Consider the following 11,141-nt stretch of genomic DNA (forward strand, 5'->3'; position numbering starts at 1 on the left):
GCGAACGTTCCTGCGGGCGGGCGGCCGGCGGTGCGCTTCGCGGCGCCCTCCACCGGCGCCCGGGCAGGCGTGGGTTGCCCGCCCCGGACGGCGGCGGCGGGTCACGGCTCGCAGCGGCACCCGCGGGGCAGCGCCCGGGGGCGGACGGCGGGCACGTCCTACCGCGCCAGGCGGCCCAGGAGGGCGGAGGCGGCGGCGATGCCGGCCAGGGCGGCGGCGGTGAGGACGGCGAAGTCCAGCGGCAGGTGGGCGGGGGTGCCGATGAGCAGGCCGCGCAGCGCGTCGACCTGGTAGCTGAGCGGGTTGGCCAGGCTGACGGCCTGCAGCCAGCCCGGCATGAGCGCGATGGGGTAGAGGGCGTTGGAGGCGAAGAACAGCGGCATGGTGATGGCCTGGCCGATGCCCATCAGGCGGTCGCGGGTCAGGACGATCCCGGCGATGGCCATCGACAGGCAGGAGAAGAACGCCGAGCCGAGCAGCACCGCCGCCACCACGCCGAGCAGGCGCAGCGGGTTCCAGGTCATGGCGACGCCGAGTGCGGCGGCGATCAGGACGACGACGGCGGCCTGCAGGACGGCCTTGACGCCGGCCGCGAAGGCCTTGCCGGTCACCAGGGCCGCCCTGGGGGTGGGGGTGACGAGCAGTTTGGTGAGGACGCCGGAGTCCCGCTCCCAGATGATCATGATGCCGTAGAAGATCGCGATGAACATCGCGGACTGGGCGATGATGCCGGGCGCGAGGTAGTCGAGGTAGGGGATGCCGCCGGTGGGGATGGCCTTGAGGCGGGTGAAGGTCTGGCCGAAGATCAGCAGCCACAGGGCGGGCTGGATCGCGCGGGTGTAGAGCTCGGTGCGGTCGTGGCGCAGTTTCTGCAGTTCGACCGCGCACATCGCGCTGATGCGGGCGGGGACCAGGCGCCAGCCGGTGCGGGCGCGCGGGGGCACCAGCAGCAGGCCCAGGTCGGGCCCGTCGGCGGGGCCGTGTCCGGGGGGTTCAGCCGACGCGGCCTGCGGTGCGGCGGGTACGGCGGACATCGCCGAAGTCTCCTTCCGTGGCGTCGGCCAGGTCGCGGCCGGCGTAGTGGCGGAACACGTCGTCGAGGGTGGGGGCGCCGGAGGTGGGGTCGTCGTGGTGCGGGTCCGCCTCGCGGATGCGGTCCTTGAGTTCGGCGGGGGTGCCCAGCGCGCGGATGCGGCCGCGGTCCATGAGGGCGATGCGGTCGCAGTGGCGGTCGGCCTCGTCCATGTAGTGGGTGGTGACCAGGACGGTCATGCCGGTGGCCCGGCGCACGGCGTCCACGCGCTCCCACACGCCGGTGCGGGCGATCGGGTCCAGGCCGATGGTGGGTTCGTCCATCACCAGCAGGCGCGGGGCGCTGACCAGGGCCTGGGCGAGTTCGAGGCGGCGCACCATGCCGCCGGAGTAGGTGGCGGCCATCCGGTCGGCGGCGTCGGTGAGGTCGACGGCGGCCAGGGCCTGGGCGACGCGTTCGGCGCGCTCGGCGCGCGGCACGTCGAAGACCCGGGCGAACAGGGCGACGTTCTCGCGCCCGGTCAGGGCGGAGTCCGCGGACAGCTGCTGGGGCACGTAGCCGAGCAGGCGGCGCACCTGCATGGGGCGGCGGGCGGCGTCGTTCCCGAAGACGCGCACCATGCCGGCGCCGACCGGCAGCAGGGTGGTGATCGCACGGATCGTGGTGGTCTTGCCCGCGCCGTTGGGCCCGAGCAGGCCGAACACCTCGCCGGTGCGCACGGTGAGGTCGATGCCGTCCAGGGCCTTCGTCCCGCGGCCCCGGCCCCGGCGGCCGCCGCCGCCGAAGGTGTACTCCAGGCCCTCGCACACCACGGCCTGCGCCTCGCTCATCACGGCTCCTCGGGCAGGTCCCGCAGCCCCCGGGCGAGGGAGCGCAGCGCGGGCAGGGCGGCGGTCAGGGACTGCTGCTGGTCGGCGGGCAGGCCGGCGACCAGGTCCTCCATCAGCGCGCGGCGGCGCCGGCGCCACGCCTCGATCCGCTCGACGGCCGCGTCGGTGGCGAACAGCAGGGCGGCGCGGCGGTCGGCGGGGTCGGTCTCGCGGCGCAGCAGGCCCTGCGCGACGAGCTGGTTGACGAGGGTGGACACCGAGTTCCCGGCCAGGCACAGCTCCTCGGCGGCCTGCGAGACGCGCAGGCCGGGGCTTTCCGTGGCCAGGCGCAGCAGTTCGACCTGCGCGCCGCGCAGGCGGGGCCGGTCGGCCGTCTTGCGCAGGCGGCGGCGGACCAGGCGCTGGATGCCGACGAGGAGGGCGGAGAACTCGTCGGCCGGTGCGACGCCGGGCGGTGGTGCGGGCTGCGTGGCGGTCACGCCTCCATTTTAGCTCTCAGTGAGAGGCATTTCAGGTGGTGCGCTGTCCGTGGAGGAGGACGGGCAGGGCGCGGCCGGCGAGGGCTTCGGTGACGCGGGCCACCTGGGCGGGAGCCATGCGGGCGGGGAGTTCCCGGACGGGCACGAAGCGGGCGCCGAGCAGTCCGCTGCGCTGCTGCGCCGGGACGGTGAGGGTGGTCCCGTCGGGCACGGTGCCGCCGTCGAAGACCAGGTTGAGGCGTTCCAGGTGGCGGTCGGCGGGGGTGAAGTCGACCGCGATCACGTCGTTCAGGCGCAGGCGCAGACCGGTCTCGGCGTGCAGATGCCGGGCGGCGGCCAGATGCGGCGGCTCGTCGGGCTTCGCGGAGCCGCCGGGCAAGAGCATGCCGTCCAGGTAGTCCGGGTTCACGAGCAGGACGTCGCCGCGCCGGTTGCGCACGAGGACGAGACAGCCGAGCCGGCACACCGGCGGCTTGGCGAGAAGGCGGGGGTCGCGCATCGGGGAGTTCGCTTTCTGAGCGTGCGGAAGAGGAGGAGGCACAGGCCCGCTCACCAGAGCAGCCGGGCCAGGTGATCAGTCGTCATACGTCAGGCGCTCGTAGCGCAGACCCTTGCGGAGGAGGTCGAGGACGCGCAGCAGGTCCAGCGGCCGGGCCGAGCCCAGGTCGACCAGGTAGGCGCCGGTGCGGCGCCCGTACTCCCAATCAACGCAGATGGAAGGCAACGTGACGCCGCCCAGGGCGAGGACGGAGACCAGGTCTTCGACGACGGAGGCGGCCTGCCGGCGCTGCTCGGCCGTCACACGGGAGAGGACGGAGCTCATCGCGTCTCCCCCGGCCTCGGGTGCACCTCGAACAGCCGCCAGGCCGTGTAGGCGTCCCCGAAGAAGGCGAACGAGGCCAACTCACCGGAGCCCTCGCACAGCCACTCCCCCGTGACCTCGTTACGGACCCGGTAACGCTGCGCCCCCGGATCGAAGCGCACCCCGTACCCGTGGAGCCTGCGAAGGCCGGGCCCCTGGGGCACATCGGTCTCACCCATGACTCTCTCCTCTAGATGAGTAGATGTCATCAACTCATGCACATGAGTGACGACACAAGAGTGCCCTACTCCTATACATAAGTAAACCCGCCGCTGGTGGTAACCGTGCGGCGGGCTTGCCTTCTTGATCTATCGTCAGTCTGTCGCAGGAAAGCGGTAGTCCAGAACGAACTGATCAGCAGCCATGACCGTGTCGCAGACCTCCACCACTCGCCCCTCCCCTGTGACCGCGCTGCGGACAAGATGGATGACCGGAGCGCCCGGACTCAACGCAAGAGCGATCGACTCCGGCTTGGTCGCCAGCCGGGCCCGAACGGTCTCAGTGAACTCGGCAAGGAGATGGCCATGTTCTTCGAGTCGAGCGTAGATGCCCCCACCCCCCGGGTTCTCCGAGAAGATCTCCGGGATGTCCTTCACGACGTCCCACGGCAGGTAGGACGTCGCCTCCTCCGTTGGCACGCCGTCGCGGAAGTAGCGACGCTTCCGGGCGAGCACCTGCGCGCCGACCGGAATCGCGAGCCGCTCGGCAACCTCCCACGGCGCCTCAGCCGGCCCGACGAACAGAACAGTGACAGACGGGACAGTCCCGGACGCCTCCGACTCCGCAAGGTACGCGGCCTTACCGAGATCGCGATGGGCCCGACGGAACCGATCCGATGACTTGCGCTGCACGGGAGGGCGGGAGCGCACAAACGAACCTTTGCCGTGATGCGTCTCGATCAGCTGCGTCGTTCGTAGCTCGGCGACGGCCTTGCGAACCGTGCCCGAGGCGACCCCGTAGCGCCGCATCAGCTCAGCCTCGCTGGGCACTGCACCACCAGGAGCAAGTTCCCCTGACCTGATCTGCGCGGCCAGATCATCCGCAATCTGCAGGTACTTCACCTTGGCCGACGAGGCCACCTCACCGCTCGCCATAGTCCTTCAGGTCTCCTATTCTCCTGTACATGAGTAACAGTGCCAGGAAGCCCCAGTCAACACCGCTCCACTCTGTGTCAGTCGCAGGAGCGGTCGTGCGCGAGGACGGGCGCGTACTGGCGATCCGGCGGGCCGACAACGGCACCTGGGAACCGCCGGGCGGAGTCCTCGAACTCACCGAGACCATCGAGGACGGCCTGCGCCGCGAGATCCACGAGGAGACCGGCCTCAAAGTCGGCGTCGACCGACTCACCGGCGTCTACAAGAACACGGCCCGCGGCATCGTCGCCCTCGTCTTCCGCTGCCACCCCGAAGACGGCACCGAACAGCTCTCCCCCGAATCCACCGCCATCGCCTGGCTCACCCCCGACGAGGTCACCGAGCACATGGGCGAGGTCTACGCCGTCCGCATCCTCGACGCCCTGACCCCCGGCCCTCCCCACATCCGCTCCCACGACGGCCACCGCCTCACCACCCCCGGGCACCCCGCATGAGAAGTCGGCCCCGCCGACTTCCCGCCCCCGTTCGCGCGGCCGGCCAGTGCGGCCGCGTGCTGCTGGCGGGGTGTCAGGTAGCCATCAGGAGGATGGCGCCGAGGGCGGCGGTGACGAGCACCGTCAGGAGGACTACGCGGGCGCGGAAGGCGTTCCTGGTCTTGTCGTCGTCGAACATGCCGAAGAAGCCCCCCATCACAAGGAAGTAGGCCACCGTGGCCATGACCGTCAGGGTCGGGTCGGTCCGGGCGAGCCGGAACAGCCCCAGCCAGGCCGTCGAGAGCACCCCCGCGGCCGCGGCGAACGGCCACCCGGTCAGGCGGCGCAGCCGTTCCCGGGCGCGCCTGGCGTGCTCGGTGAGGCGCCGGCGGGCCGGGCCGTGCGGGCGCGGTGGCCGGGGCTTGCGGGCCGTCCACAGCACGGCGACACCGATCGCCGCGTTGACGCCGAGGAAGCCCAGGAGCGGGGCCGGGGAGTCGGCCTCTCCGGGGAGCTCGGGCGCGACCCGCCCGGCCGGGTCCGCCCGGACGGTGACGGTGTCCCCGGGCTTGAAGCGCTGCGAGTCCGGTGTGAGGTCCCCGCCGGGAACGGCCGCGCCGTCCTTCGGGAGGAGGGTGTAGGACCGGACCACGCCCCGGCCGGTCCTGTCGACCTTCTCCTGCAGCACCACGGCGGTCACGTCCGTGCCGGAGCGCAGGACCAGGTTGTGCCAGGCGCCGGTGCCGGCCAGGCAGGCGAACAGGGCCGCGACGGCCGCGACCGCGACCAGGGCGCCCTCGTCCTTCCCGAACCGGCGCCTCCCGTCGGCGTCGCGCCGCGCCGCGAGCGCGGCGGTCACGGCCACGGGGTGGAGGAGCCCGAGGAGGACGGCGAGGAGTGTACTGACGTACACGTTCACGGCGATGACGCCGAGGATGACGCCGGTCGAGACGGCGATGACGCCGAGCGCGTGGCCGAGCCGGTGGCGGCGTCCCTCGCGCACGGCCCGGTCGGTGCGGGCGGTCGTCAACCGAACGCCTTGCGGATGTTGTCCCACTGCTCGGGCGGCAGGTCGTCCGCCGCCTCGTTCCGGGGCGGGTGGAAGGAGATGGCGCCGACCGCGCCGGCGATCGCCGGCAGCCACTCCTGCCAGTACTCGGTCTGCTCGGTGGTGAAGAGGGCCGCGACGACGTGGGGGCTCCACGGGTGCGGGATCAGGAACTCCACCTGCCGCACGGTGGTGGCCGTCGGCTGCGGCACGCCGTAGACCGCACCCGGCACCGTCACCGGCACGTCGCGCACGGCCACCGCGGTGCGCCCGGGGGGCAGTTCGAGCACGCCGACGTCGGCCTGCGGCCAGGCGGCGGCCAGCCGGTCGGCGATGCGCTGCGGGTAGCTGCCCGGGGCGCCGATCTCCTCGCGGCGGACGAAGACGGTGAACACGCCGACCACCGGGGCGCCGTCCGAGGCCCGCGCCAGGCAGGTGGACAGGTGGACGGCGCCTTCGCGCAGCTGGCTCTGCAGGGCGCTCTCGGTGGCGACGACGAGGCTGAGTCGCTGCTCGGGGCGAGCGTCGGCGAAGACGGCGCCCAGGGCGCCGACGGTGCGTGCCATCCGCTCGCCCGGGTCCTCGGTGAGGTCGACGGCGGTGAAGCCGTCGGGCGGGGAGAGCCAGAGCGGGGGCGTGTCGAGCGGGGGTGCGTCAGCGGCCATTGCCCCTCATCCATCCGTACAGTCCGAAGGCGTTGCCGACCGCGAGGACCCCGCCGACGACCTTGGCCGGCGTGCTGCCGCCCCAGGCCATGCCGGTGCCGCCCATGACGTTGGCGGCGCCGGTGGTGTTGTTCACCGCGCTGTTGAGGTCGTCGCCGGGCGTATCCGTGAACAGGGTGGCGGCGGTCGGCGCGGTCAGGGCGAGCGAGGTGGCGCCCTGGACGCCGTCGGAGAGGTCCTGGGCTCTCTCCACGGGGACGCCGAGCTTCAGGGCCGGTTTCTCGACCGCGACCTTGAACAGCGGGTTCTGCGGGTCGAGGTACTTGACCCCGCGGACCCCGGAGGCCGCCTCGGAGGCCCCCGCCCTGGCGCCGGCGGCGGCGCCCGCCTCGAAGCCCGCCTTCAGGGCGGTGACCGAGCCCTTGGCCGCCGCCCCGAGCAGCGGGACAGCGCCGAGGAGGTCCCCGGACAGGGTCAGGTAGTTGCCGACCTTGTCCCAGGTCGGCGGCCACAGCCCCTTCGCGCCGTACTGCGCGGCGTGAGCGCCGGCCGCGGCGAGGCTCAGGGCGACGGCGGCCAGGGCGAGCGGCGGGAAGAAGATCGCCGCGACGCCGGCGACGCCCGCGGCCACCGTGAGCAGGTCGGCGCCGTGCTGGGAGAACCAGTCGCCGACCTTGTCGAGCCAGCCCGGTTCCGGCGGGGCCTTGCTGTCGGCGGCCTTGCGGATCGCCTCGGCGGTCTTGCGGGCGTCGCCGGTGTGGGTGGTGTGCAGGGTGGAGCCCTGGCTCTGCAGGTGGAGCAGTTCGTCGCTCGCACTGCGCATGGTGGCGGCGGCCTCGTCGAGGTGCTTCTTCGCCGCGTCGTAGCGGGCCGTGGCATCGGCGAGGGACGCGTCGTCGGGGAAGGTCTGCCCGGCCAGCTTGAGGTCGGGGTGGGCGGCGGCGCTCGTGTGGGCCTGCTCGGCCTCGCTCTTGTGCTGCCGGGCGGCGACCGCGGCGCGCTCCAGCTCCGCCGCCTTCGGCTGGTGTTCGGCCAGCGCCTTGTACCAGGTGTCGAGGGCGCCGTAGGCGGTGGTGATCGAATCGGAGGCGTCCCGCAGGTAGTCGGGGAGTTTGCCGAAGTTCTCGGCGAACTTGTCGGCGGCGGTGCCGGTCCACTGGCCCTCGTGGTGGGAGAGCTGCGCGAGCGTGGTGTGGATGCTCCCCAGGTGCCCGGCGACCCGGCGCAGGGTGGCACTCAGGTTGGTGACGGCCGCCTGGTCGCCCGGCGCGGGGTCGAAGCCGAGGCCGGGCCAGGTCGGTCGTGGATCGGCCATCAGGCGGCCTGCGGGGTCATGGCCTTGACGATGCTCTGCTCGGTGCCGTCGTACCCATGCTGGATCCTCTCCAGGCCCTCGACGAGCACCTTCACGGACTCGCGGACCTTGCCGAGCCCGAAGTCCCACTTGTCCTGGAAGTGCTTGCCGGCGTCCTCCAGGAAGTCGTAGCCCAGCCCGGCGCGGCTCGCCCCCTTCAACGCCTGCAGTCCCTGGTCGAGTTCGTCGCCGCAGCCCTTGAGGTCCTGGCAGAGCTTGGCCAGGAACTCCGGACTGACCGTGAAGTCGGCCATGGAACACCCCCGTGTTCTGATCACTGTGACGGACGACCAGAGGCTAACGGCGGGTTCGTGTGCGGCCGGACGTCGTTGACGCATCCCGTACGCGGCCCATACGGCTTCCGTGCACGACCGGCGGGGCGCGCGGGTGCGCGGGGGCGAGGGGCGCACGGGGCCGGAGGTACTGCCGGTTCCACTCTGGCGCCGCCGGACGATCTCTGACACCATCTCAGCCGACGTGAACGAACCGTGTGCCAATCGTTCACTCCGCCTGCACAACAGTCGTAGCGCGTCGCCGAATAGATCTGAGGCCTGCCATGAAGACCTTACGGACCCACACCTCGCACCTGCTGACGGTCGTGCTGCTGCTCCTGGGCATGATGACCGCCGCGTCCGCGCAGGCGCAGGCGGCCCCGCAGCGGGTCGCCGGCTCCACCACCATCTGCTCCTTCTCCCCCATCCCCGACGGCTGGGTCGTCACCAGCTCGTACAGCAGCTGGGGCTGTCCCGGCTCCGGCGTCTCGTACACGATCACCGACACGGCCGGGCAGACCAACCTCGCCATCTGCTCCTTCTCCCCCAAGCCGGCCGGGTGGGTGGTGACCAGCTCCTACAGCAGCATCAGCTGCGCGGGCAGCGGCGTCGCCTACGGCTTCCGCAACGTCGCCAACGACACCAACGTCGGCGCGTGCTCGATGACCCCGATACCGACCGGCTGGGTGATCACCAGCTCCTACAGCAGCAACAACTGCGCGGGCACCGGCGTCGGCTACTCGCTCCATAACACGGCCAACGACACCCGCGTCGGCACGTGCTCGATGACCCCGATCCCCACCGGATGGGTCGTCACCAGCTCCTACAGCAGCAACAACTGCGCCGGCACCGGCGTCGGCTACACCCTCGTCAAGATCACCACGGAGACCTCCGCCGTCGTGTGCTCCTTCTCCCCGCTGCCCGCCGGCTGGGTCGTCAGCAGCTACTACCCCAGCAACAGCTGCTACGGCAGCGGCGTCGCCTACAACATCCGCAAGGCCTGACCGGCAGCCGCCGCACCACCGCCCCGGGCCCGTGAGGCACCGCGGGGCCCTGCCGCAGTGACATCGCCGGCGGGCGATGTCACTGCGGCCTGCGGGGCGCAGCACGGACGCCGAAGAACGCAGTGACCCCGCCGACGGCGCCGGGGCACCGCCCGGGGCCCCGCAGGGGTGGGCCGGTGTGCGCCGAGTGGAGCCCACGGCTGGTGGCCGGGGGCACGCGAACACAGGCTTGGCCCCGGTGCTGCCCGCCCGCACCCTGCGGTGGCGAGCGGTGCCGCGCGGGGCCGTCCCGACCGGGGCGGCCGGGGGCGTGAGAGACGGGAACACGACGTGGCACAGGACACCGGTCCGAGCACCCTTCACCAGCAGCCCCCGGTCGCCGTCGCCCCCGGAACGGAAGCCCCGTGATGCCCGCTGCCCCGCCCCGGCGCACCGCGCGGCGGCTGCGGGCCGCGCTGGCCGCGGGCGCCGCCGCCTGTCTGCTGGCCGGCCCCGCCGCGCTGCCCGCCCACGCCGCGCCCCGCACAGCGCCCCTCGGGCCGCCGGGTGCGCCCGGGGTGCGGATGCCGCTGGGCGCGGTCGCCCACAGCGCGGGCCGGGCCCGCTTCGAGCCGGGCCCCTGCCCGCGGACCGCCGACCCCGCGCCTGTCGTCGAGGGCGCCCGCTGCGGCACCCTCACCGTCCCCGAGAACCGCTCCCGTCACGACGGGCGCACCATCACCCTGGGCGTGGAGATCGTGCCCGCCGCCACCGGCCGGCCGGCACCCGACCCGATCGTGTGGCTGGCCGGCGGGCCCGGCGACGACGCCGTGTCCGAGATCCAGCTGGCCCTGAACGGCGGCCTCAACCGCGACCGGGACGTCATCTTCATGTCCCAGCGCGGCACCTACTCGGCCCGGCCGGCCCTCACCTGCCCGAACATCGACCGGTTCACCGCGGACACCCTCGACCTGGTCTACGGCGCGCCGTCCACCCGGGACCTGCACGTCGAGCAGACCCGCGTCTGCCGCGACGGCCTGGCCGACCGCACCGGCGACCTCGGCGCGTACAACAGCACCGAGAGCGCCGCCGACTACGCCGACCTGCGCGAAGCGCTGTGCCTGGAGGAGTGGAACGTCTTCGGCATCTCCTACGGCTCCGACCTGGCCCTGCTCTACATGCGCGAACACCCCCGGGGGATCCGCTCGGTCGGCATCGACGGCATCCTGCCGCCGTCCCTGGCCGGCGGCGCCACGACCTGGCAGGCCGCCCGGGAGGGCTTCGACGGCATCTTCGAGGCGTGCGCGCAGCAGAGCGCCTGCAACGAGCGCTATCCGGACCTGAAGGGCACCTTCGAGCACCTGGTCGGGGAGCTGGAGGCCCACCCGGTGACGACCACCGTCACCGTGCCGGGCCGTGCGGAGCCGGTGGCTGTGACCCTGGACGGCGGGGTCCTGGTGAGCTGGCTGACCTTCGCCAGCCATCTGGCGCCGGGCGTGCCCCGTTCGATCGACGAGCTGGCCCACGGCGATCCGCGGCGTGTCGCCGAGCAGTGGGCGGGCGGCAAGCTCAGCCCGCAGGCGATCGGCCGGCTCTCCCACGGCCTGGCCTACGGGGTGTTCTGCGGCGAGTGGACGCCCTTCGAGAGCGAGGCGCAGGTGACCGAGGCCGGGCGGCGCGCCTTCCCGTCGTTCCCCGAGTCGGTGCTGGTCAACGCGCCGGGGCTGGCCTGGCTGCACGAGGACTGCCGGGCCTGGGACGTGCCGGCCGCGCCCGACTCGGTGCGGGAGGTGACGCGCAGTTCGATCCCCTCCCTGGTGCTGTCCGGCGGGTTCGACTCCCAAACCGCCCCGAGCAACGGCCCCTACGCCGCGCGGACGCTGAGCCGTTCCACCGAGGTGACGGTGCCCTACGTCGCCCACGTGGTCTTCGCCGACTCGGCGTGCGCGCAGTCGATCACCCGGTCGTTCTTCGACACGCCGGGCGCCCCGGACACGGGCTGCCTGGCGGGCCTGCAGCCGCCGGTGTTCGAGATCGGGGCGTGAGGC

At 72.9% G+C, this 11,141-nt stretch carries 14 protein-coding genes; 3 read left to right on the top strand and 11 right to left on the bottom strand.

Going from position 1 to position 11,141, the window contains the following annotated elements; all coding sequences use genetic code 11:
• Positions 1 to 158: 158 nt before the first annotated feature.
• The 7 genes from ACZ7KX_RS38655 to ACZ7KX_RS38685 form a co-directional block, all read right to left on the bottom strand.
• Positions 159 to 1,034 (bottom strand): ABC transporter permease, encoded by an 876-nt coding sequence (locus ACZ7KX_RS38655; RefSeq protein ID WP_470330622.1) that lies wholly within the window; start codon positions 1,032 to 1,034, stop codon positions 159 to 161.
• Positions 994 to 1,863 (bottom strand): ATP-binding cassette domain-containing protein, encoded by an 870-nt coding sequence (locus ACZ7KX_RS38660; protein WP_470330623.1) that lies wholly within the window; start codon positions 1,861 to 1,863, stop codon positions 994 to 996. The genes ACZ7KX_RS38655 and ACZ7KX_RS38660 overlap by 41 nt, the downstream gene beginning before the upstream one ends.
• The gene (locus ACZ7KX_RS38665; RefSeq protein ID WP_470330624.1) at positions 1,863 to 2,342 is read right to left on the bottom strand and encodes a MarR family winged helix-turn-helix transcriptional regulator; all 480 of its coding nucleotides are present in this window, start codon (positions 2,340 to 2,342) and stop codon (positions 1,863 to 1,865) included. The genes ACZ7KX_RS38660 and ACZ7KX_RS38665 overlap by 1 nt, the downstream gene beginning before the upstream one ends.
• Before the next feature lie 31 nt (positions 2,343 to 2,373).
• Positions 2,374 to 2,841: an NUDIX domain-containing protein gene (locus ACZ7KX_RS38670; RefSeq protein ID WP_470330625.1), complete on the bottom strand. Its 468-nt coding sequence runs from the start codon at positions 2,839 to 2,841 to the stop codon at positions 2,374 to 2,376.
• A gap of 75 nt (positions 2,842 to 2,916) precedes the next feature.
• Positions 2,917 to 3,165, bottom strand: a complete 249-nt coding sequence (locus tag ACZ7KX_RS38675) for a hypothetical protein (RefSeq protein WP_470330626.1) — start codon at positions 3,163 to 3,165, stop codon at positions 2,917 to 2,919.
• The gene (locus tag ACZ7KX_RS38680; protein WP_470330627.1) at positions 3,162 to 3,383 is read right to left on the bottom strand and encodes a hypothetical protein; all 222 of its coding nucleotides are present in this window, start codon (positions 3,381 to 3,383) and stop codon (positions 3,162 to 3,164) included. Before ACZ7KX_RS38680 ends, ACZ7KX_RS38675 begins: the two co-directional genes overlap by 4 nt.
• Positions 3,384 to 3,518: 135 nt before the next feature.
• Positions 3,519 to 4,298, bottom strand: a complete 780-nt coding sequence (locus tag ACZ7KX_RS38685) for a GntR family transcriptional regulator (protein ID WP_470330628.1) — start codon at positions 4,296 to 4,298, stop codon at positions 3,519 to 3,521.
• A 17-nt stretch (positions 4,299 to 4,315) separates the two neighbouring features.
• Here ACZ7KX_RS38685 and ACZ7KX_RS38690 point away from each other — a divergent pair, with 17 nt between their 5' ends.
• Complete coding sequence (locus tag ACZ7KX_RS38690) at positions 4,316 to 4,792, top strand: NUDIX hydrolase (protein WP_470330662.1); 477 nt, start codon at positions 4,316 to 4,318, stop codon at positions 4,790 to 4,792.
• 73 nt (positions 4,793 to 4,865) lie between these two features.
• Here ACZ7KX_RS38690 and ACZ7KX_RS38695 read toward each other — a convergent pair whose 3' ends face one another.
• The 4 genes from ACZ7KX_RS38695 to ACZ7KX_RS38710 are packed head-to-tail and all read right to left on the bottom strand — an operon-like array spanning position 4,866 to position 8,092.
• Positions 4,866 to 5,801 (bottom strand): hypothetical protein, encoded by a 936-nt coding sequence (locus ACZ7KX_RS38695; protein ID WP_470330629.1) that lies wholly within the window; start codon positions 5,799 to 5,801, stop codon positions 4,866 to 4,868.
• On the bottom strand, positions 5,798 to 6,484 hold the full coding sequence (locus ACZ7KX_RS38700; RefSeq protein WP_470330630.1) for a hypothetical protein: 687 nt from the start codon (positions 6,482 to 6,484) through the stop codon (positions 5,798 to 5,800). The genes ACZ7KX_RS38695 and ACZ7KX_RS38700 overlap by 4 nt, the downstream gene beginning before the upstream one ends.
• Complete coding sequence (locus ACZ7KX_RS38705) at positions 6,474 to 7,799, bottom strand: putative T7SS-secreted protein (protein WP_470330631.1); 1,326 nt, start codon at positions 7,797 to 7,799, stop codon at positions 6,474 to 6,476. Before ACZ7KX_RS38705 ends, ACZ7KX_RS38700 begins: the two co-directional genes overlap by 11 nt.
• The gene (locus ACZ7KX_RS38710; RefSeq protein ID WP_470330632.1) at positions 7,799 to 8,092 is read right to left on the bottom strand and encodes a hypothetical protein; all 294 of its coding nucleotides are present in this window, start codon (positions 8,090 to 8,092) and stop codon (positions 7,799 to 7,801) included. The genes ACZ7KX_RS38705 and ACZ7KX_RS38710 overlap by 1 nt, the downstream gene beginning before the upstream one ends.
• A gap of 302 nt (positions 8,093 to 8,394) precedes the next feature.
• Here ACZ7KX_RS38710 and ACZ7KX_RS38715 point away from each other — a divergent pair, with 302 nt between their 5' ends.
• Together ACZ7KX_RS38715 and ACZ7KX_RS38720 are read left to right on the top strand one after the other, a co-directional pair.
• The gene (locus ACZ7KX_RS38715) at positions 8,395 to 9,114 is read left to right on the top strand and encodes a hypothetical protein (RefSeq protein WP_470330633.1); all 720 of its coding nucleotides are present in this window, start codon (positions 8,395 to 8,397) and stop codon (positions 9,112 to 9,114) included.
• Between the two features lie 407 nt (positions 9,115 to 9,521).
• Positions 9,522 to 11,138 (top strand): alpha/beta fold hydrolase, encoded by a 1,617-nt coding sequence (locus ACZ7KX_RS38720; protein WP_470330634.1) that lies wholly within the window; start codon positions 9,522 to 9,524, stop codon positions 11,136 to 11,138.
• Positions 11,139 to 11,141: the final 3 nt, after the last annotated feature.

The organism is Kitasatospora sp. NPDC038210, assembly GCF_055600605.1.

What these genes read in the sequence shown, in the direction of transcription:
- ACZ7KX_RS38675 (WP_470330626.1), bottom strand. Translation starts at nt 3,165, where the DNA reads ATGAGCTCCGTCCTCTCCCGTGTGACGGCCGAGCAGCGCCGGCAGGCC.
- ACZ7KX_RS38660 (WP_470330623.1), bottom strand. Translation starts at nt 1,863, where the DNA reads ATGAGCGAGGCGCAGGCCGTGGTGTGCGAGGGCCTGGAGTACACCTTC.
- ACZ7KX_RS38680 (WP_470330627.1), bottom strand. Translation starts at nt 3,383, where the DNA reads ATGGGTGAGACCGATGTGCCCCAGGGGCCCGGCCTTCGCAGGCTCCAC.
- ACZ7KX_RS38710 (WP_470330632.1), bottom strand. Translation starts at nt 8,092, where the DNA reads ATGGCCGACTTCACGGTCAGTCCGGAGTTCCTGGCCAAGCTCTGCCAG.
- ACZ7KX_RS38655 (WP_470330622.1), bottom strand. Translation starts at nt 1,034, where the DNA reads ATGTCCGCCGTACCCGCCGCACCGCAGGCCGCGTCGGCTGAACCCCCC.
- ACZ7KX_RS38720 (WP_470330634.1), top strand. Translation starts at nt 9,522, where the DNA reads ATGCCCGCTGCCCCGCCCCGGCGCACCGCGCGGCGGCTGCGGGCCGCG.
- ACZ7KX_RS38715 (WP_470330633.1), top strand. Translation starts at nt 8,395, where the DNA reads ATGAAGACCTTACGGACCCACACCTCGCACCTGCTGACGGTCGTGCTG.
- ACZ7KX_RS38705 (WP_470330631.1), bottom strand. Translation starts at nt 7,799, where the DNA reads ATGGCCGATCCACGACCGACCTGGCCCGGCCTCGGCTTCGACCCCGCG.
- ACZ7KX_RS38700 (WP_470330630.1), bottom strand. Translation starts at nt 6,484, where the DNA reads ATGGCCGCTGACGCACCCCCGCTCGACACGCCCCCGCTCTGGCTCTCC.
- ACZ7KX_RS38670 (WP_470330625.1), bottom strand. Translation starts at nt 2,841, where the DNA reads ATGCGCGACCCCCGCCTTCTCGCCAAGCCGCCGGTGTGCCGGCTCGGC.
- ACZ7KX_RS38685 (WP_470330628.1), bottom strand. Translation starts at nt 4,298, where the DNA reads ATGGCGAGCGGTGAGGTGGCCTCGTCGGCCAAGGTGAAGTACCTGCAG.